A 19,056-nucleotide genomic window follows, 5' to 3' on the forward strand; every position below is an offset into this window, starting at 1 on the left:
GGGACATCCCTGGACCGGAGACCTATGCTGGTGCCAGCGACTCGTCGGTCATGAGAGCAGGACAGCGACCGAAGCGGTGTCGGGCCCCTGCTGCACGCTTCAACAAGAAAGCGGGATGCACATGAACCCCGGAAAGTCGAAAGGAACCATCGGCCGGGGCGCGGCCGCCCTGCTGGTGCTGGCAGCGGCAGTAGTCCTGGCAGTTTCCGGCTGCGAGCCATGGCGAGCCCCGGATCCTCGGGCGCCCGCCCCGGGCGCCCGCGCCGACCGCCCGGGGCATGTGTTTGTGATCAATCTCGAGAATGAAGGATTCGACAAGGCCTGGGGCGCTGACTCGGACGCTCCCTACCTCTCTGAGACGCTTCGTTCCAAGGGCGTGTTGCTTTCCAACTACTACGCAATCGCCCATCACTCCGCTCCCAATTACATCGCGCAGATTTCGGGGCAGGCCTCCAACCCCATGACCCGGAACGATTGCGGGACATATGTCCCGTTCGTACCAACGGGCACCGCCGAGCCGGGGCAGGTGCTTGGTACCGGCTGCATCTATCCCGCGTCGGTACCAACCGTCGCGGGCCAACTCAGTGCGGCCGGTAAGACTTGGAAGGGCTACATGGAGGGGATGAAGAGTCCATGCCGGCATCCTGAGACCGGGGCCGAGGACGGTAACCAGGACGCCTCACCGGATGATCAATACGCGACCCGGCATAACCCCTTTGTCTACTTCGCGGCGATCACATCCTCGCCGGATTGTCAGAAGAACGTGGTCGACTTCACCGAACTTGCCGGCGACCTTAAGTCCGCAGCGACCACCCCCAATCTTTCCTTCATCAGCCCCAACTTATGCAATGACGGGCATGACAGTCCCTGCGCGGACGGCAGGGAGGGAGGCTTGGTCAGCTCCAACGTCTGGTTGCAGAAACAGATACCCGCGATTCTGGACTCCCCGGCCTATAAACAGGACGGAGTGCTTGTCATTACCTTTGACGAAGCTGACGGTGGCAGGCAGGGCCCAGAGGGCGTTCCCGGCGGAACAGCCGGGGGCCGCGTCGGTGCCTTAGTGCTCTCCCCCTTCGTCCGGGGCGGCACAATCTCGGACAAGACGTACAGCCACTACAGCCTTCTGGCCACGATCGAAGACATCTTCTCGCTACCACGCCTCGCATATGCCGGCGCCCCTGGAGTCGACGGTTTTGGATCCGACGTCTTCAACTCGCGGCCGTGACCAGCCTCAGCCACCCCGGGTGGCGGCACCAGCCGGGCAAACCTTGCCAGATGGCAACACGATGTGATCCACGCCGCAGTCCTCTTTGGTTTATCCACAGGATTGACTACAATGGATCAATACCTTTCCCCCGCTGAGCTGGTTACTGAGTCATAAAAGTGGCCACCGTGGCGGGGTCTTTGCTTGTATGACCACCCAAAGGAGAAGTCCGTGTCTACCACCAACAGCGCAACTGCGGCTTGGCTTACCCAGGAAGCTTTTGACCGCCTGAAGGCAGAGCTGGACCACCTTTCCGGCCCCGGCCGGGCAGAAATCGTCCAGAAGATCGAAGCCGCGCGCCAGGAGGGCGACCTCAAGGAGAACGGCGGCTACCACGCCGCCAAGGAGGAGCAGGGCAAGATCGAGGCCCGCATCCGCCAGCTCACGGCCCTTCTGCGGGACGCCCACGTCGGCGAAGCCCCGGCCGATGACGGCATCGTGGAGCCCGGCATGATCGTCGTGGCCAAGATTGCCGGCGACGAGGAAACCTTCCTGCTCGGCTCCCGCGAGATCGCCGGCGACTCGGATCTGGACGTCTTCAGCGAGAAGTCCCCCCTCGGCGCGGCGATCGTCGGCCACAAGGAGGGCGACAAGCTCAGCTACACCGCCCCGAACGGCAAGGACATCACGGTGGAGATCATGTCCGCCAAGCCGTACGCGGGCTAACACCGCAGCACACGTTCCCGCACGGAACACCTTTACGAAAATAGCGACGCCGGTCTCCCCTTCGCGGGGAGGCCGGCGTCGCTTTTTCTGCCTGCTTGGTGGATCAGCGCCGCGGATCAGCGCCGCGGATCAGCGTGTCAGGTCAGTGTGCGAGGGTCAGCGGCCGGCGGGCAGCGACCGCTGCCGCCGCGTACTCAGCAGCACGGCCGCTGCGACGCCGCCGACCGCCCCGCCCAGGTGCGCCTGCCACGAGACGAAACTTGCCACGGTGGGCAGCACGCCGAAGAGGATCCCGCCGTAGGCCATGAACAGCACCACGGACAGCACGATCTGCCACCAGTTCCGGTTGAGGAAGCCGCGGACCAGCAGGAACGCGAACAGCCCGAACACCAGTCCGGACGCACCGACGGTGACGCTGGTTCCGCCGATGAGCCACACCACGATTCCGGACGCCAGCCAGCTGGCGGCCAGGGCCGTGATGAAGACCCGCCGCCCGGACAGGAACACGATAAACCCGAAAATGATCAACGGGAGCGTGTTGGACATCAGATGGGCGAGGCTCGCGTGCAGCAGCGGAAACGTCAGGATGTCCAGGATCCCGTCCATGCTGCGCGGCCGCAGGCCGAATATGCGGTTCAGGGAATGGAACAACGCGGTGTTGACGATCTCGATCAGGTAGAGCAGCACCACGAACGATCCCACTACCAGCAGGCCCATGCGGGCCCGCGCCCCGGGAGATTCCCCTCTTCCCGGCGTGCCGCCGGGAGACGCGTCCAGCACCCCGGCCCCTAGTGCACCACGATCGGCTGGAAGCCCTCGGCCCGGAGCGCTGCGAGGACTTGACTGCAGTGCTCGTGGCCCTTGGTTTCCAGGTTGACGGTGATGGAGACATCGCCCATGCTGATGGAACCGCCCACCCGGGTGTGGTCCAGTCCGGTGACGTTGGCGTCGTTCTCGGCGATGATGCGGGCAATCGTCGCGAGCGAGCCCGGACGGTCATCGAGCATCATGCGCACAGTCATGTAGCGGCCGGCCGCGGATAGGCCGCGCTGGATCACCTTGAGCATCAGCATGGGGTCGATGTTGCCGCCGGAGAGGACCACCGCAACGGTGCCGGGGTTTTCGATCTTGCCCTCCATGAGCGCCGCGACGCCGACGGCCCCGGCCGGCTCAACCACCATCTTGGCGCGTTCCAGCAGGAAGATCAGCGCCCTGGCCAGGGCGTCTTCGCTGACGGTGACGACGTCGTCGACGAGCTCGCGGATGATGCTGAACGGCAGCTGGCCCGGCCGGCCCACGGCAATGCCGTCAGCCATGGTCGAGACCTTCTTGAGCGGCACGAGGGCGTCCGCGGCGAGCGAGGGCGGGTAGGCGGCGGCGTTCTCGGCCTGGACGCCGATGATGCGGATTTCGCGACCGAGCTCCTTGGCGCGGGCCTTCACGGCGACGGCAACGCCGGCCAGGAGTCCGCCGCCGCCGACGCCCATGAGAATGGTGTCCACGTTCGGGACCTGCTCCAGGATTTCCAGCCCCACTGTGCCCTGACCGGCGACGACGTCGACGTCGTCGAAGGGGTGGACAAAGACCGCGCCGCTTTCATCGGCATAGCGCTTGGCCTCGGCCAGCGCCTCGTCCACGTTGTGGCCGTGCAGCACCACTTCGGCGCCGTGGCTGCGGGTGGCGGCGAGCTTGGGCAGTGCGACGCCGAGCGGCATGTAGATGCGGGCCTTGATGCCGAGGCTCTTGGCCGCGACGGCCACGCCCTGGGCATGATTTCCGGCGGAGGCCGCCACGACGCCGCGCTTCTTCTCGGCGTCGGAGAGCTTGGCCATGCGTACGTAGGCGCCGCGGACCTTGAACGACCCGGCGCGCTGCAGGTTCTCGCACTTGAGGAAGACCTCGCCGCCCACCATGGTGCCGAGGGCCCGCGATGACTCCACGGGTGTCCGCGTAATAATCCCGTCGAGCAGCTTCTGCGCCTCCAGGACATCGTCCAGCGTGACGGGCAGGCTCTCAAGGGTATTCACGAACTGTTCTCCTTCTTCGGATCAGGCGTCGGTGCCCCGTCCGGCATCGCTGCCCGGAGCACCGCTGTTGGGTGCGGCGCCCTCGCGGCCGGGCGTTCGGCCCGGCAGGTGGACGTCTGTGAAGGTGGTATCTGCGCCGGGCTCAGGGGCAAGGCTGCGCTCTGGTCCCGCGGTTGCCAGCACTTCATCATGTTCCCACGTTCTGCCGGCAATGTAGCGAATCGACGAGTTTGCTACGGCCAAGAGCGGAACGGAGAAGAGTGCGCCGGGGATCCCGGCGAGGTAGGAACCGGCTGCGACCGCCAGGATCACGGCCACGGGGTGGAGGGATACGGCCTTGCCCATGACGAGCGGCTGCAGGATGTGGCTTTCCAGCTGCTGGACCAGGAGCACGATCGCCAGCATGATCAGTGCGTTGACCGGTCCGTTGGCGACAAGTGCCAGCAGAACAGCGATGGCGCCGGTGACGAGCGCGCCGACCACAGGGATGAAGGAACCGAGGAAAACCAGCACCCCCAGCGGCAGCGCGAGCGGCACGCCGATGATGGCGGCGCCGACGCCGATTCCCACAGCGTCCACGAACGCGACGAACATCTGGATGCGCGCGTAGCTGACCATGGACGTCCAGCCGCGGCGGCCCGCACCGTCGGTGGCGCGGCGCGCGTTCCGGGGCATGAGACTGACCAGGAAGGCCCAGATCCTCTCACCTTCCAGCAAGAAGAAGATCAGCACGAACAGCGCCAGTACCAGGCCTGCCGCGAAGTGCCCGGCCGTGCTCCCGAACGTCAGGGCACCGCTGAGGATACTGCTGCTGTTGTTCTGCAGCGCGGCCGTGCCTTCCTGGACGTATTTGTCGATCTGGGCGGCCGTCAGCTGCAGAGGGCCCTCCGACAGCCAGGTCTGGACCTGCTGGACGCCGGTGAGGGCCTGGGACCACAACTCCCCAAACCCCTGGACGAGCTGGCGCCCCACCAGGGTCAGGGCGCCGACGATCAGGCCGATGAAACCAAGGATCGTGATGGCGACGGCGAGCCCCTTGGGCACGCTCCGCTTGGCCATCCAGCGCACCGCAGGGCTCAGGAGTCCCGCCAGCAGTGCGGCCACCATCACCGGGATGATGAGGAAGCTGACATGGCTGAGCAGCCAGATCAGGCCCCCGAGCACCAGCAGGATGAGCCCGGCGCGCCACGCCCAGGCGGCGGCGATCCGCACGCCGTAGGGAATGTCCTGGTCAATCTGCCTGTCGGTCCGCACCCGGGCCCCGGCACGGTGTCCGGCCCCGGCCGCGGAAATGGCGGGTGATGTGGCGGGTGGGGCGTCCTCAGCTGGCGTCATAGCCCCATAATTCCCTAGCAGCCGTTCAATAGGAAACCGGTAACGGGCAAGTGGAAACCAGCAACCGGCATCCGGCTCTCCGGGTCAGTCCGCGGCCGTCAGCGAGGAGGAGATGCCCCAGCTCATGGAGAACTGCTCCCCCGGCGCCAGCCAGCGAAGGCCCTCGCCGCTGTTGAACGCATTGGCCGGCCCGGTCATCGGCTCAATCGCGACCGCCTTCGTCCGGCCCGGAAATTCCGTCGTCACGAAGACATGGACGTACGCGCAGTTCGCGTCCTGCCAGAGGCTTACCGACCGCCCGTCGGGCGCCCGCAGCGTGTGCCGGGCGACGCCGCCGTCGAACTCCAGGTCTGTATACGCCGAATCGAGGTCCAGGTCCCCCACCGGGCGGCCGTCGCGCAGATCAAACTCGCCGCCAACCGGCGCGGTGCTGCGCGGAATGAGGCGGTCATCGGCGACAATCCGGGTCCGGGCGTTCACGCTGACCGTGAGCTCCTCGCTGGGCACGTCCCCCAGCCGCAGGTAGGGGTGGGCGCCGAGCACGAACGGCGCGGGATCCTGCGAGTCGTTGATGAGGGTCTGGCGCACCGCCAGCGCGAGGTCCTCGGCCAGTTCGTAGCGGACCCGGTGCCGCAGCAGGAACGGGTAGCCGTGCTGCGGGAACACGGCCGCTTCCAGGGTGACGGAGAATTCGTCCTCGTCCACGAGTTCGTAGGAAGAGTTCCGTAGCAGCCCATGGCTGGCGTTGTTGCGGGAGACCTCGGTGATGTCGAGCTGCATTTTCTTGCCGTTCAAATGCCAGATGCCGTCCTCCACCCGGTTGGCCCAGGGCGCCAGGGTGATACCGATGGCGCCGGGCGGGATGTCGGCGTCGCCATAGCTCTCCGTCAGGGCCGTGCCGCCTCGGCTGTAGAGGCGCAGCCCGGCGGCGAGTTCGGTGACAACGGCCAGGGCGTCGCCGCGCCGGAGCTCGTACTGCCGCCCGGTCGCATACCGCCGCACGGCGCCATTGGCGGAAGAAACAGTGCCGGATGCAGAATGTGTCGCTGTGAGATCCATGGTGACCACCGTACAGACCACCCGGCAACCCGTATACCTTGGATCCATGACTTCCAGAAGCGCAGGTGCCAGGCCATGAACCCTTCCCTGGACAGCGGCGGGCTTGCCGCCCGGTTTGAGTCAGTCTTTGGCGCCCGGCCCGACGGCGTGTGGCGCGCACCGGGACGCGTCAACCTCATTGGCGAGCACACGGACTACAACGAGGGCTTCGTCCTGCCGTTCGCGATCGACCGGGCAGCCCGGGTGGCCGTCAGGGTCCGGCCGGACGCCAGCGTCCGCATGCTGTCCACCTTTGGGAACCAGGGGCTGACGACGGCGGACACCGGCGCCCTGACCCGCGCCGGCGCCCGGGGCTGGACCAAGTACCCGCTCGGCGTCATCTGGGCCCTGCAGCAGCAGGGTCTCCCGGTCCCCGGCGTGGACCTGCTCCTGGATTCCGATGTCCCCCGCGGCGCCGGCCTGTCGTCGTCGCATGCGATCGAATGCGCCGTGATCTCCGCGCTGAACGAGCTCACGGCCGCCGGCCTCTCCGCCCAGGAGATGGTCCTGGCCACCCAGCGGGCCGAAAACGACTTCGTCGGCGCACCCACCGGCATCATGGACCAGTCGGCCTCGCTCCGCGCCACGGCCGGCCACGCCGTCTTCCTGGACTGCCGGGACCAGAGCGTCCGCCTGGTGCCGTTCGACGCCGACGCCGCAGGGCTGGTGCTGCTGGTCATCGACACCAAGGTCTCGCATTCCCACGCCGACGGCGAGTACGCGGCCCGGCGCGAATCGTGCGAACTTGCCGCCGAAGTGCTCGGCGTAGCGGCCCTGCGCGACGTCGGACTGGAGGACCTCGAGGAAGCCAGCGGGCTCCTCGACGCGGAGACGTTCCGACGCGTCCGCCACGTGGTCACCGAGAACGACCGTGTGCTCCAGACGGTGGAGCTGTTGGACACCCTGGGCCCGGCCGCCATCGGCCCCCTGCTGGATGCCTCCCACGCCTCGATGCGGGATGACTTCGAGATCTCCTGCGCCGAGCTGGACCTTGCCGTGGATACGGCGCGGTCGGCCGGCGCGATCGGCGCGCGCATGACCGGCGGCGGCTTCGGCGGCTCAGCGATCGCCCTGACTCCTGCGGGCTCCGCGCATCAGGTGCGTTCCGCCGTCGAACAGGCCTTCGCACAGGCGGGGTATGCCGCACCGGAGATCTTCGGCGTCCGCCCCGCGGCCGGGGCCATGCGACTGGCGTAGGCGGGGCGTAGTCTGGGCGCATGCCAGAGGCCGTCATCGTTTCCACCGCCAGAAGCCCCATCGGGCGTGCCTTCAAGGGCTCGCTGAAAGACGATCGGCCGGACGATCTCGCCGCCGCTATGGTCACGGCGGCCCTCGCCCGGATCCCGGCGTTCGACGCCGCTGCCGGGCCGGGCCGCGGCCTGGATGACATCTATCTGGGCTGCGCCGAACCGAGCGGCGAGGCCGGCTCCAACATGGCCCGGGTGGTCAGCATCCTGGCCGGGCTGGATCACGTTCCGGCGGCCACCATCAACCGTTTCTGCGCTTCCAGCCTGCAGACGCTCCGGATGACATTTCACGCCGTCAAAGCCGGCGAGGGCCACGCGTTCGTTGCCGCCGGCGTGGAGTCGGTGTCCCGTTACCGGGACTGGGCCGGTGCCGGCGAGACCGACGCGAGCACCCACAACCCGCGGTTCGAGGCGGCCAGGGAACGCTCTGCGGCCACCGCGGCCGCCAACACGCCGTGGACCGATCCGCGGCTGGGCGGCCGGATGCCGGACGTATACATCGCCATGGGCCAGACGGCGGAGAACGTTGCGACGAGCTATGGCATCGGCCGCGCCGAGCAGGACGCCTGGGCGGTGCTCAGCCAGAACCGGGCCGAGGCGGCCATCGCCGCCGGGTTCTACGCCCGCGAAATCACGCCCTACACCCGCGCCGACGGCTCGGTGGTCGATCGCGACGATTCACCGCGGCCCGGCGTGACGGCCGAGGCCGCCAGCGCCCTGCAGCCGGTCTTCCGCAGCGGCGGCACCGTGACGGCCGGCAACGCGTGCCCGCTCAATGACGGGGCCGCCGCCGTCGTGGTCATGAGTGATACGCGCGCCCGCGAGCTGGGCCTCGAGCCCCTCGCCCGGATCGTCTCCACGGGTGTCAGCGCCCTGTCCCCGGAGCTGATGGGCATGGGGCCGGTCGAGGCCACCCGCCGGGCGCTCAACCTCGCCGGGCTGACCATCCGCGACATCGATCTCGTGGAGCTCAACGAGGCTTTTGCCGTCCAGGTCGTGGCCAGTGCGCGGGAGCTGGCCATCGATCCGGACAAACTCAATGTCCACGGCGGCGCGATCGCCCTCGGACACCCCTTCGGCATGACCGGCGCACGCATGACCACCACCTTGCTCAACGGGCTCCGCGCCCGAGACGCCTCCCTCGGCCTCGCCACGCTGTGCGTCGGAGGCGGCCAGGGCATGGCGGTAGTGTTCGAACGGCTCAGCTGACGCTGTCCGGCTAAGGCGGCGCTGCCGGGAGCACCCGGCAGGAGCCGCCGGCCGGGAAAATCGAAGGGCCCCGCCAGCCGGCGGGGCCCTTACTTGGAAAGCGATCTGGACAACCAGTGCGTTCCGGAAGCGACGGCGGTTAGTCGTTGCCGCGGAGAATCGAGAGCAGGCGGATGATTTCGACGTAGAGCCAGACGAGCGTGACCGTGAGGCCGAAGGCGGCGGTCCATGAAAAACGCTGCGGGGCTCCGGCGCTGATGGCCGCCTCGATGCTGGTGAAGTCCATGATCAGGGAAAAAGCGGCGAGGCCGATCGCCAGCACACCGATGAAGACGCCAAGCGGGATACCAAAGATCTCCATGCTGGTGCTCAGGCCGAACGGCGTGTTCACGGCCCCGGTCCACATCATGACGAGGTTGACGAGCGCGAACACCGCGTAGCCGATCAGCGCGATCATGAAGAACCGCATGAGCTTGGGCGTCGCCCGGACCTTGCCGCTCTTGAACAGCACCAGCGTCACGGCGAAGACGGAAAGCGTCCCGACGACGGCCTGGATGCCGACTCCCGGGTACAGGTTGTCGAGGATACGGGTCAGGCCGCCGAGGAAGAAGCCTTCCAGCAGCGCGTAGGCCAGGATGAGCGCCGGAGACGGCTGCTTCTTGAAGGTGTTGACCATTGCGAGGGCGAAGCCGCCCAGCGCGCCAAGGATCATCAGCATGGACCCGGTGCCCTGCGGGACGGCGAGCGCCATTGCGGCGCCGACCACCAGAACGGCGAGGCACCCGGCAGTCTTGATGATGACGTCGTCGTACGTCATCCGGCCGATGTCAGCGGGGCCGGCCGCCGGCCGGTTGTACAGGTCCTGGAGCTGTTCCTGGGTCATCCCCTGCGGGGCCTGCCCATAGGCGTTCTGGCCATAGGAGTTCTGGCTGTAGGGGCCTTGGCCGTAAGAGCCGTGACCGTACGGGGCCTGCGGGGCAGGCGGTGCCTGGGTGGCTTCGCGGAAATTCTTTCCGCTGAAGATCGGGTTTCCGCCAGGTGCCATTGCGGGTGTCCTCCAAGATTAGGGTGCAGGGTTGATCCGGTGCGATGCGGATTATTACGGTGCGAAATATTACGGTGCGGATAACTAAATGCGGACAATGCGAAGGGGACTGTACATAGTCACGCTACCAATTCCCACGGGCGGCGGGGAGGGATAGTTCCCCCTTGCGGCCGCCGCAACCGAACCGTGACCTGAAGGCGAGGGATCGGCGGTGCCGGATCAGGCCCGGGTCATTCGCGCGGGGTGCCGGCCACGCCTGACAATGGTGTCCGCGGCCAGAGTCCCCGTGGCCAGCACAAGCGCCTGTCCGTCCCCGCGGAAGTCGTTGAAGGGCTTCGACGGATCCCCCTTTGACTCCGGGAGCGGGCCGGGAACCGGCGTCGGCGTTCCCGTGCCGCTGGTGACGATGACGTCGTCGACGTAGATGTCGGCCATTTGCTGGTCGTGTTCGGAGCCGAGTTGCACCATATCCACTGTCGTCGCCGGAATGCTGACCGTGCCCGCATAGACGGAACGCCCGTCCCACCAGATTTGGACGTTCGTCCCGGGACCGTTCGGGACCACATGCATGACCAGCCGGTGCCAGGAATCCGTGGGAACATCCTGCCGCAGGGTGGTGTAGGTGAACCCTTCGGGTGTAGAAATCCGGAGCATCAGCTCATGGGAGATGTTTTGCCGGAAGACATCCATGACGCGAAGGCTGCCGGAAAAGAACCGGAAGTAGGGAACGTTGTTCCCTACTTGTCCCTCGCCAGCGATGTTGAACCAGCCATCCGCATACGCCTCGGTGGTCCCGGGCGTAAGGCCCACCGTCATCTTGGCCATGGAGCCGGGCGCCGTGGTGGTGTGCAGGACGGCGGCGCAGTTTCCGGAGTGTGACAGCCCGGCGGACACCGAGACATGTCCTGTCCCGGAGGTGGAGACGCCGAACCCGTCCAGCGTGCCCGCTTCGAAACTGGAAGCTGCCGCTGCTGTCCCTGGATAGGGAACGGAGGGGGGCCCGACAGACGGCGTGCACGCTTGTGCCCCGGCCGTCACCGGGCCTAGGCTGAGCGCGGGAATACCCAGAATCGCCAGCACAACTGAGCCCGCGAGGCATAGCTTGACCACCCGGTTCATCGGTCGGCCCTCCAAGATCGGCCCCTGCTATCGGCACCGGACCCGGGTTCCGGACTGAATGATCCGGACGTGGCGTCCGGACTTCGGTTCTGGACCTCGGCACTGGACTCCCGCACTGGGCTCCAGGTTCTGGCGCTCTTCGCACCATAACCCGGGAGGACTTGGAAAAAGCTTGGAGCCCCGGCTCCGGCGGCGTGGCTGAACTGGCCCGACCGACCTGGCCCCGCGACGGCACGCGTCCCGGGCTGGCCCGCGCGGATCGGAGCCCGAGGGGCCACTGTTTAGGCATACTCGGACTCAACAAAAGTTTTCTTTAGCAACCCTAAAGCGAGGCTCCGGCGCGACTTCACGGTTGTTACCCGATCGCGACGTTCTGCCTGCTCGCAGCGGCATTCATTGGGCCGCCCGGGCTGTAGCATAGGCCACACAGGGTGACGGACATCACAAGCCGGATCCCTGACCGTTCGCAGCGGTTGCAAAGGCGCAACCCACAGCACCCCCATGTGGAGGTTTTCAATTTGAGAAGCACAACGAGCGGCCTGTCGCAGCGACGGCGCGGCAGACTATTGAGGACTGTGGGGGCTGTATGTGCCGCCATAGCCGCGCTACTGCTCATCGTTGCCCCGGCATCCAGCGCTACGACCCCCTCGCCGACACCATCCCCGTCGGCTACCGAGTTCACCAACAGCATCAGCGGCTTCTTGCGCGGCGACGACCGCGCACCGATCGCCGGGGTCACCATCACCGCCACGAACGGCGACTTCACGGGAACCACAAAATCCGGAGCCAATGGAGCCTGGACCATCGGAGTCCCCACCCAGGGAACCTACGTGGTCAAACTCGATGACTCCACGCTCCCGAAGGGCATCAAGCTCGCCGAGGGCCAGGAGAACCCCCGCAAGGTCACCTTCAGCCAGACCTCGAACCTTTCGGTGATCTTCGCCTTTGGCAAGGGCATTGTCGTGGAGGAGCAGAACTTCTGGCAGAACCTGCTCAACCGGCTGGTGGCCGGCCTGAGTTTCGGCCTGCTGCTTGCCTTGGCGGCCGTGGGCCTCTCGCTGATCTTCGGCACCACCGGTCTGACGAACTTCGCCCACGGTGAGATGGTCACGTTGGGCGCCGTCCTGGTGTTCGCCTTCAACGCCATGCACCTGCCGTTCTGGCTGGCCATCATCCTGGCCATCCTAGGCGGCGGCTTGTTCGGCTACGTCCAGGATGCCGGACTGTGGAAACCGTTGCGGCGCCGCGGAACCGGGCTAGTTCCGATGATGATCGTCAGCATCGGCCTGGCTCTGGCCGTGCGTTATGTGATCCAGTTCTACTTCGGCGGCGCCACCCAGCAGCTGCCGTTCGCACAGAGCGCTGAGATCCTGATCGGTCCGGTTTCCATCTCGCCCAACAACCTCTGGTCCCTCCTCATCAGTGCCGCCGTGATCGCCGCCCTCGGCGTCGTCCTGCTCAAGACCCGCCTCGGCAAGGCCACCCGCGCGGTGGCCGACAACCCGGCGCTGGCCGCGGCCTCCGGCATCGACGTCGACTCCGTCATCCGGATCGTCTGGGTGGTCGGTGGCATGCTCGCCGCCCTCGGCGGCATCCTCTGGGCCTACTACCGGCCCGGCGTCACGTTCGACATGGGCTCGCAGATCCTGCTGCTCATCTTCGCCAGCGTTACGCTGGGCGGCCTCGGCACAGTCTGGGGCGCCCTGGTCGGTTCCATCATCGTCGGCATCTTCGTTGAGCTGACCACCGTGTTCGGCCTCGCAGCCGACCTCAAATATGTGGGAGCGTTGTTCATCATGATTGTTGTCCTTCTGTTCCGGCCTCAGGGTATTCTGGGCCGTCGCGAGCGCGTGGGTTAGGAGACAGCCATGGATTTCGGATTCATTTTTTCCAGTGCCGCAGGGGAACTTTTCAGCCCGACGACGGCGGCCTACGCCCTGGCCACCCTCGGCCTCGCGGTCCACTTCGGCTATGCCGGCCTGCTCAACTTCGGCCAAGCCGGTTTCATGGCGGTGGGAGCCTACGGCTTCGCCATCTCCACCCTGACGTTCCACGTGCCGTTCTTCGTCGGACTCCTCGTCGCCGTCGTCTGTTCCACCATCTTCGCCCTGCTGCTGGGCATCCCGACGCTGCGGCTGAGGGCGGACTACCTGGCCATCGTGACCATCGCGGCGGCGGAAATCGTGCGCTATATCGTCACGACCAACCAGCTGACCACCGTCACCGGTTCGGCCAACGGCCTGGCGGCCTTCGAGGGCGATTTCTACGCCATGAACCCCTTCCCTCCGGGGACCTATATCGGCATGAACAACCGCGACTTCTTCATCCGGTTGGTTGCCTGGGCCGTCGTGGCCGTGTTCTGCCTCCTGGTCTGGCTGCTGATGCGCAGCCCGTGGGGCCGGGTTCTCAAGGGCATCCGCGAGGACGAGAACGCTGTCCGCTCGCTCGGCAAGAACGTCTACGCCTACAAGATGCAGGCCCTCATCATCGGCGGCGCGCTCGGTGCCCTGGCGGGCATGATCTTCACGATCCCCCGGGGCGCGGTTCAGCCTGCCAACTACGGCACGGAATTGACTTTCTTCCTCTATACCTGCCTGCTGCTGGGCGGTCTCGGCACCGTGCTCGGCCCGGTAGTCGGAGCCATGATCTTCTGGGTGGTGCTGTCTCTCACCCAGGGCATCCTCTACGGTCTAATCGAGTCCGGGACCATCACGTGGCTGAACACGGTCCAGGCCGGGCAGCTGCGTTACATCCTGGTCGGCGTGGCGCTCATGCTGCTGATGATCTTTAGGCCCCAGGGCGTCCTCGGCAACAAGAAGGAGCTGGCATTCGCATGAGCATTCCAAGCGAAGAGTCGCGCGGCGAGACCATCGATTACATGACGGACACCCGTCCGATCGCCGCCGGAGAGATCGCGCCCGGCTGCAAGAAGCGTGATCCGATCGTGGTGGCCGAAAACGTCACCCGCAGCTTCGGCGGCATCAACGCCGTCGACGTCCAGCACCTCGAGATCCCGCGGCACAAGATCACGGCGCTGATCGGACCGAACGGTGCCGGCAAGACCACCCTGTTCAACCTCCTCACTGGATTCGATACCCCGAACTCGGGCAGCTGGCAGTTCGAGGGCCAGAGCATTGCGGGTGTCTCCTCCTACAAGGTGGCCCGGATGGGCATGGTGCGAACCTTCCAGCTCACCAAGGTCATGGGCAAGCTCACCGTCATGGAGAATATGCGTCTGGGTGCCTCCAACCAGTCCGGCGAGCGGCTCTCCAAGGCCCTGTTCAAGGGCATCTGGGGCGGCCAGGAAAAGAAGATCACCCAGGAAGCGAACGTGCTGCTGGAGAAGTTTAAGCTGGACGCCAAAAAGGACGACTACGCGGCGTCCCTGTCCGGCGGCCAGCGCAAGCTGCTCGAAATGGCACGCTCGCTCATGGTCCGGCCCAAGCTCGTGATGCTGGACGAGCCGATGGCCGGCGTGAACCCGGCACTGACGCAGTCGCTGCTCGATCACATCAAGAACCTCAAATCAGAGGGCATGACGGTCCTGTTCGTCGAGCACGACATGCACATGGTCCGGCACATTGCCGACTGGGTCGTCGTCATGGCCGAGGGCAAGATTGTCGCCGAGGGCCCGCCCGCCGAGGTTATGAAGAACCCCGCAGTGATCGATGCCTACCTCGGTGCCCACCACGACGTCGACCTCGGTGACGCTGAGGGCATCAAGGAACTGGCCGCCGAGCTGGTGGCCGACGAGGACTCGATCGTCGGCACTGAAAACGCCGGCATCATCTCCGCCGACGTCCTCACCATGGAGGCGGAGGAGCCGAACGGGTCAGCGCACGGCCGCCGCAGCTCCGAGGAGCCGAACCGCACAGAGAAGGACACAGAATGAGCGCCACCAGCGCGGCACCCGCCGCCCATCCCGCCTTCGAAGGGGACTCGGTCGTCAAGGTCACCGATCTCGTGGCCGGCTACATTCCCGGTGTCAATATCCTCAACGGCTGCAGCATCGAGGCCCGGAAGGGCGAGCTGATCGGCATCATCGGCCCCAACGGAGCCGGCAAGTCCACGCTGCTGAAAGCCATGTTCGGCCTGGTCAAGGTCCACTCCGGCTCCGTCGTGGTCCGCGGGCAGGACATCACCGGGCTCAAGGCCAACAAGCTCGTCAGCCGGGGTGTCGGGTTCGTGCCGCAGACCAACAACGTGTTTGCGGCGCTGACCATCGAGGAGAACCTGCAGATGGGCATGTTCCAGCGGCCCAAGGACTTCTCCCAGCGCTTCGACTTCGTCACCAGCCTGTTCCCCGAGCTGGGCAAGCGGCGCGCGCAGCGGGCCGGCTCGCTCTCCGGCGGCGAACGCCAGATGGTGGCCATGGGCCGGGCGCTCATGATGGATCCGGCCGTGCTGCTGCTCGACGAGCCATCGGCCGGCCTCTCCCCCGTCAAGCAGGATGAGACGTTCCTGCGGGTCCACGAGATCAACCGGGCCGGCGTCTCCGTCATCATGGTGGAGCAGAACGCGCGCCGCTGCCTGCAGATCTGCGACCGCGGCTACGTGCTGGACCAGGGCAAGGATGCGTACACGGGCACGGGCCGGGAGCTCATGAAGGATCCCAAGGTCATCCAGCTCTACCTGGGAACGCTCGCCGACACCGTCGAGTAGTTCCGCTTCGGGCCGTATCCCGAACAGGCAGTATCCCGAGCAGAGGGGCCGTCACCAGCCGGTGGCGGCCCTTCTGCATGCCCGGCGTACGCGGTGGCGGGAAGTTGCCACCCGCTGGAGGCTCCGGGCGCACTCGGCCCCACCGGGCGCCTCCGCAGCCACTTGCTCGGCGCCCGCGCTCGTGCCTCCCCGGCGGCCCCCGCCACCCGAGTCATTTTCCGCACCGGATTCGGACCAGCGCCCCTCGGATCCACGCAGCCCTCGTCCGATTCCGTAGCCCTTTGCCGGTTCCGCAGCGCATTGCCCGTTCCGCAGCCTCCCGGTGGCACACAGCACCCCTCCCGCGCTTCGCCCTCCCCGGAGCCGACCCCACGACGCCGGTCCACTCCCGGCGCCCCCACGTCCCGTTTCCGCACCGGATCCGGACCAGCGCCCCTCCGATCCGCGCAGCCCTCGTCCGATTCCGTAGCGCCCAGCCGGACACGGACCAGGTGCTGCTGCCCGGGTTCCCGGAGACACAAAAGACCCCCGTCCGGTGGAGGACGGGGGTCTTCGGTTTGTCGAGGGAAAGCGGCTTACAGCTTGCCGAATTCTGCCTTGACGGGCTTGTAGGTGTTGTCATCCTGGTACTCGTAGATGCCGATGTAGGCTTCCGTGGGGTCGCCGGCATCGGAGAACGTCACCGGACCGGACTGGCCGTCGTAATCGATATCCTTGCCGTTGCGGAGCAGGGTGACGCAGGACGGGAAGTCGTAGCACTTCTCGCCGCCTTGGGAAACATCCTTCAGGTGCGCCGCAATATCCACGCCCTTGGTGCTCTTCGCTTCCTCGGCCGCCAGCGCGATCAGGTTCACTGCATCGTAGGACTCGCCTGCGTAGCTGTAATCCTTCAGTGCCGGATCAATCGCCAGCAGCTGCTTCTTGAAGGCATCGTTGGCGAAGGTGCCCGGGATGGTGCCCTGGGCGCCCTTCAGGGTCCCCGCCTGGAAGTCCTTGCTGTAGTCGGACATGTTGCCATCCACCATGAAGATCTGGGTCGGCTTGACGCCCTTGCCCGTCATCAGCGGAATGATGCTCTTGGCCTGGTCAAAGCTGATCAGGGCAATGGCGTCCGGCTTGGCCGCCAGAACCTTGTCCACCTGGCTGCTGAACTGGGAGTCTCCTTCATTGAACAGTTCCTGGGCTACAACCTTGCCGCCGGCTGCCTCGAAAGCGGCCTGGACGTTCTTTGCAAGGCCGGTGCCGTAAGCGTCGTTGAGCACGATCATGCCCAGGGTCTGTGCCCCGCAGGTCGCCATGTAGTTGCCGAGGACCTTGCCCTGGAGCACGTCCGAGGGGGCGGTGCGCCAGTAGAGGCCCTTGTCATCCCAGGTGGTGAAGTCCGGGGAGGTGTTGGCCGGGGAGAACTGCACCACACCGGCACCGGTGATCTGGTTGATCACGGTCTTGGATACGCCCGAGGAGGCTGCGCCGATGATTGCGCTGACGCCCTGCCCGAGCAGTGCCGTGGTGGACTGGGTGGCGATGTCGGTCTTGGTGTCACCGGAGTCACGGTGGATGACCTCGACCGGCTTGCCCAGGACGCCGCCGGCGTCGTTGATCTCCTTGATGCCGAGGTTCACACCGGCAATTTCGGGCGGCCCGAGGAAGGCCAGGGAGCCCGTGGTCGGCAGGAGCGAGCCGATCTTCAGGGGTGTGTCAATGGTGGTGGCCGAAGGCGGCACGGGGCCGCTCTGAGTGGCGGCAGTGGTTCCGGCGCCGGAGGCGCTGGGGGCCGGGCACGCGATGCCGGCGGCCGCGGCTGAGCTGGAGCCCGACGAACTCGGGGTGGACGAACCACCACAAGCCGTAGCCAGAAGGGCGACGCCGATGCTAAGCGCTGTCAGCTTAGCGATGCGGGGCGCAACCTGGGGGAGTGAAGTCATGTACAAGCTCCTCGATCTAAAGGTGCGAACGGCCTTTGACGCGAAAGATCAGGTGTTCCTGATTCCACTTCAAGCTAGTGCAAATTTGACGCGAAAATAAGTGACTACGGTCACATCCTTATAACACTCGTTGCATAGAGGAAATCTGGACGGTTCCCTGCGGCTTCTTGGCGCGCGGCGGAGGCATGAAGCCGCGGGACAGAACGGGGAAACGGGCCGCAAAGCGGAGCGGCGCGACGTGGGGCCAGCGTTCGGCGCCGAGGGACAACACACGGCGCAGCGTACAAATGTGCCCCAGGTGGGACTCGAACCCACAACACGCGGATTTTAAGTCCGCTGCCTCTGCCAATTGGGCTACTGGGGCGCCCGGTCCATGGTATCCCGTCGAGGGCCGGATCAGCCGGAGAAAGGGCCCGCGTAACGGAAGGTGCCGCTCACGCCGCCCGGCCAGACGGCGAGCGGGAGGAGCTGGAAGTGGGCGCCCCAGCCTGCCTCGGGCGGCTCCACCCCGAGGGACGTGGACGGCACGAAGCCGAAGCGGGAGTAATACTCCGGGCTGCCCAACAGCGCGATCCCCCGCTCCCCCGCGGCGTTGGCCCGCGCCACGGTCTCCTTCATGAGCGCGGTGCCGATGCCGTGGCGTTGCAGCCGCGGCAGGACCCCGATCGGCCCGAGTCCCAAGAGCTCCAGCTCCTCCACCCACCCGCGGGTGCTGATGACGTGGCCCACGACCTCGCCGTCGAGTTCCGCCACAATGCTGAACTCCGGCAGGTACTCGGGGCAGTCGAAGAGCCGCCGGAGCAGGCCAACTTCCTCCGGCTCGCCGTCCACAGGCAGTCCGGTCACCGGTGAAATAGCGAAGGCCGCTGCCGTCAGGGCCAGGATGGCGGGACGGTCTTCGGGCTGCTCGGTGCGCAGCACGAGCGTCGGCGCGGGGCCTTCCCGGCGGTTGTCTGCCGCCAGCTCGTGCAGCACTTCCAGCGCCCGGTCGGCGTCAGCCACCGGCACCAGGAGATGGTCATGGTGGAAGCCCGCCAGCACGTTGCAGCTGATCTTCGCCTCGGTCAGGGCGGCGCCGACGGCGGCCGTCAAACCCACCGCTTCCAGCGAGGAATGCACCTCAAGGGTTATCCAGGCCCCGACAAAGTCGTAGGGCAGCCCCATGCTGTCGGCGTCCGCCCGGGGCATCACGACGGTCAGCCCCTCGGCTTCCCGGACGGCGGCCATGATTCCGCCGGCCAGCGGCCTGCCGTGCGGCCACAGGACGTAGACGAACTCGCCCTCGCGGCGGACGGGATGCATGGTTGCCAGAAGCGTGGGGAGATCCTTTTCACCGGTCATGGACCTCAGTCTAGGCGCGGGCCGGCACCGCCCAGCCACCACAGTGGCGGAACCAAAAAACGACGGCGGCTGCTCCCCTCGGGGAACAGCCGCCGTCGTAGGCCAACAGCCAGCTAGC

The 19,056-nt window shown here is 66.5% G+C and carries 16 protein-coding genes and 1 tRNA gene; 8 read left to right on the forward strand and 9 right to left on the reverse strand.

Going from position 1 to position 19,056, the window contains the following annotated elements; genetic code table 11:
- Nucleotides 1–121: 121 nt before the first annotated feature.
- Together BLR03_RS06070 and greA are read left to right on the forward strand one after the other, a co-directional pair.
- Entirely contained in the window at nucleotides 122–1,225 is a 1,104-nt protein-coding gene (locus tag BLR03_RS06070; protein WP_091250995.1) for an alkaline phosphatase family protein, read from the forward strand.
- A gap of 210 nt (nucleotides 1,226–1,435) precedes the next feature.
- The gene (greA, locus tag BLR03_RS06075; protein ID WP_091250802.1) at nucleotides 1,436–1,930 is read left to right on the forward strand and encodes a transcription elongation factor GreA; all 495 of its coding nucleotides are present in this window, start codon (nucleotides 1,436–1,438) and stop codon (nucleotides 1,928–1,930) included.
- A 156-nt stretch (nucleotides 1,931–2,086) separates the two neighbouring features.
- Here the strand turns inward: greA and BLR03_RS06080 are convergent, their stop codons facing one another.
- The 4 genes from BLR03_RS06080 to BLR03_RS06095 form a co-directional block, all read right to left on the reverse strand.
- Entirely contained in the window at nucleotides 2,087–2,647 is a 561-nt protein-coding gene (locus tag BLR03_RS06080; RefSeq protein ID WP_091250805.1) for a rhomboid family intramembrane serine protease, read from the reverse strand.
- A gap of 71 nt (nucleotides 2,648–2,718) precedes the next feature.
- Nucleotides 2,719–3,957 (reverse strand): threonine ammonia-lyase, encoded by a 1,239-nt coding sequence (gene ilvA, locus BLR03_RS06085; RefSeq protein WP_091250807.1) that lies wholly within the window; start codon nucleotides 3,955–3,957, stop codon nucleotides 2,719–2,721.
- Between the two features lie 21 nt (nucleotides 3,958–3,978).
- Entirely contained in the window at nucleotides 3,979–5,292 is a 1,314-nt protein-coding gene (locus BLR03_RS06090; protein ID WP_175460423.1) for an AI-2E family transporter, read from the reverse strand.
- An 84-nt stretch (nucleotides 5,293–5,376) separates the two neighbouring features.
- Complete coding sequence (locus BLR03_RS06095) at nucleotides 5,377–6,351, reverse strand: aldose 1-epimerase family protein (RefSeq protein WP_091250998.1); 975 nt, start codon at nucleotides 6,349–6,351, stop codon at nucleotides 5,377–5,379.
- Nucleotides 6,352–6,426: 75 nt separating this feature from the next.
- Between BLR03_RS06095 and galK the strand changes: the two genes are divergently transcribed.
- Together galK and BLR03_RS06105 are read left to right on the forward strand one after the other, a co-directional pair.
- Nucleotides 6,427–7,587 (forward strand): galactokinase, encoded by a 1,161-nt coding sequence (gene galK / locus BLR03_RS06100; RefSeq protein ID WP_091250809.1) that lies wholly within the window; start codon nucleotides 6,427–6,429, stop codon nucleotides 7,585–7,587.
- A gap of 20 nt (nucleotides 7,588–7,607) precedes the next feature.
- The gene (locus BLR03_RS06105) at nucleotides 7,608–8,846 is read left to right on the forward strand and encodes an acetyl-CoA C-acetyltransferase (protein ID WP_091250812.1); all 1,239 of its coding nucleotides are present in this window, start codon (nucleotides 7,608–7,610) and stop codon (nucleotides 8,844–8,846) included.
- Nucleotides 8,847–8,985: 139 nt separating this feature from the next.
- Here the strand turns inward: BLR03_RS06105 and BLR03_RS06110 are convergent, their stop codons facing one another.
- Together BLR03_RS06110 and BLR03_RS06115 are read right to left on the reverse strand one after the other, a co-directional pair.
- On the reverse strand, nucleotides 8,986–9,891 hold the full coding sequence (locus BLR03_RS06110) for a Bax inhibitor-1/YccA family protein (RefSeq protein WP_091250815.1): 906 nt from the start codon (nucleotides 9,889–9,891) through the stop codon (nucleotides 8,986–8,988).
- A gap of 219 nt (nucleotides 9,892–10,110) precedes the next feature.
- Nucleotides 10,111–11,010, reverse strand: a complete 900-nt coding sequence (locus tag BLR03_RS06115; RefSeq protein ID WP_139184469.1) for a hypothetical protein — start codon at nucleotides 11,008–11,010, stop codon at nucleotides 10,111–10,113.
- 575 nt (nucleotides 11,011–11,585) lie between these two features.
- Here BLR03_RS06115 and BLR03_RS06120 point away from each other — a divergent pair.
- Genes BLR03_RS06120 through BLR03_RS06135 form a run of 4 tightly spaced genes read left to right on the forward strand, consistent with a single transcriptional unit; the run spans nucleotide 11,586 to nucleotide 15,672 of the window.
- Nucleotides 11,586–12,869 (forward strand): branched-chain amino acid ABC transporter permease, encoded by a 1,284-nt coding sequence (locus tag BLR03_RS06120; RefSeq protein ID WP_175460424.1) that lies wholly within the window; start codon nucleotides 11,586–11,588, stop codon nucleotides 12,867–12,869.
- Nucleotides 12,870–12,878: 9 nt separating this feature from the next.
- Nucleotides 12,879–13,847, forward strand: coding sequence for a branched-chain amino acid ABC transporter permease (locus BLR03_RS06125; RefSeq protein ID WP_091250824.1), 969 nt, complete (start codon nucleotides 12,879–12,881; stop codon nucleotides 13,845–13,847).
- The gene (locus BLR03_RS06130; protein WP_091250826.1) at nucleotides 13,844–14,902 is read left to right on the forward strand and encodes an ABC transporter ATP-binding protein; all 1,059 of its coding nucleotides are present in this window, start codon (nucleotides 13,844–13,846) and stop codon (nucleotides 14,900–14,902) included. The genes BLR03_RS06125 and BLR03_RS06130 overlap by 4 nt, the downstream gene beginning before the upstream one ends.
- On the forward strand, nucleotides 14,899–15,672 hold the full coding sequence (locus tag BLR03_RS06135) for an ABC transporter ATP-binding protein (protein WP_091250828.1): 774 nt from the start codon (nucleotides 14,899–14,901) through the stop codon (nucleotides 15,670–15,672). Before BLR03_RS06130 ends, BLR03_RS06135 begins: the two co-directional genes overlap by 4 nt.
- Before the next feature lie 575 nt (nucleotides 15,673–16,247).
- Here the strand turns inward: BLR03_RS06135 and BLR03_RS06140 are convergent.
- From BLR03_RS06140 to BLR03_RS06150, 3 genes are all read right to left on the reverse strand, one after another.
- Entirely contained in the window at nucleotides 16,248–17,597 is a 1,350-nt protein-coding gene (locus BLR03_RS06140; RefSeq protein WP_091250829.1) for an ABC transporter substrate-binding protein, read from the reverse strand.
- A 290-nt stretch (nucleotides 17,598–17,887) separates the two neighbouring features.
- Nucleotides 17,888–17,961 (reverse strand) — tRNA-Leu (locus tag BLR03_RS06145).
- Between the two features lie 32 nt (nucleotides 17,962–17,993).
- The gene (locus BLR03_RS06150; RefSeq protein ID WP_091250832.1) at nucleotides 17,994–18,938 is read right to left on the reverse strand and encodes an N-acetyltransferase; all 945 of its coding nucleotides are present in this window, start codon (nucleotides 18,936–18,938) and stop codon (nucleotides 17,994–17,996) included.
- Between the last annotated feature and the right edge of the window lie 118 nt (nucleotides 18,939–19,056).

The sequence above is a fragment of the Arthrobacter sp. ok909 genome, assembly GCF_900104405.1.
In the GTDB taxonomy this organism is placed as follows: domain Bacteria; phylum Actinomycetota; class Actinomycetes; order Actinomycetales; family Micrococcaceae; genus Arthrobacter; species Arthrobacter humicola.

Excerpts from the sequence above, each read along its gene's own strand:
- BLR03_RS06140 (WP_091250829.1), bottom strand. The coding sequence starts at position 17,597 with ATGACTTCACTCCCCCAGGTTGCGCCCCGCATCGCTAAGCTGACAGCG.
- BLR03_RS06090 (WP_175460423.1), bottom strand. The coding sequence starts at position 5,292 with ATGACGCCAGCTGAGGACGCCCCACCCGCCACATCACCCGCCATTTCC.
- BLR03_RS06115 (WP_139184469.1), bottom strand. The coding sequence starts at position 11,010 with ATGAACCGGGTGGTCAAGCTATGCCTCGCGGGCTCAGTTGTGCTGGCG.
- BLR03_RS06095 (WP_091250998.1), bottom strand. The coding sequence starts at position 6,351 with ATGGATCTCACAGCGACACATTCTGCATCCGGCACTGTTTCTTCCGCC.
- galK (WP_091250809.1), top strand. The coding sequence starts at position 6,427 with ATGAACCCTTCCCTGGACAGCGGCGGGCTTGCCGCCCGGTTTGAGTCA.
- BLR03_RS06080 (WP_091250805.1), bottom strand. The coding sequence starts at position 2,647 with ATGGGCCTGCTGGTAGTGGGATCGTTCGTGGTGCTGCTCTACCTGATC.
- BLR03_RS06070 (WP_091250995.1), top strand. The coding sequence starts at position 122 with ATGAACCCCGGAAAGTCGAAAGGAACCATCGGCCGGGGCGCGGCCGCC.
- BLR03_RS06125 (WP_091250824.1), top strand. The coding sequence starts at position 12,879 with ATGGATTTCGGATTCATTTTTTCCAGTGCCGCAGGGGAACTTTTCAGC.
- BLR03_RS06135 (WP_091250828.1), top strand. The coding sequence starts at position 14,899 with ATGAGCGCCACCAGCGCGGCACCCGCCGCCCATCCCGCCTTCGAAGGG.
- BLR03_RS06110 (WP_091250815.1), bottom strand. The coding sequence starts at position 9,891 with ATGGCACCTGGCGGAAACCCGATCTTCAGCGGAAAGAATTTCCGCGAA.
- BLR03_RS06150 (WP_091250832.1), bottom strand. The coding sequence starts at position 18,938 with ATGACCGGTGAAAAGGATCTCCCCACGCTTCTGGCAACCATGCATCCC.
- BLR03_RS06130 (WP_091250826.1), top strand. The coding sequence starts at position 13,844 with ATGAGCATTCCAAGCGAAGAGTCGCGCGGCGAGACCATCGATTACATG.
- BLR03_RS06105 (WP_091250812.1), top strand. The coding sequence starts at position 7,608 with ATGCCAGAGGCCGTCATCGTTTCCACCGCCAGAAGCCCCATCGGGCGT.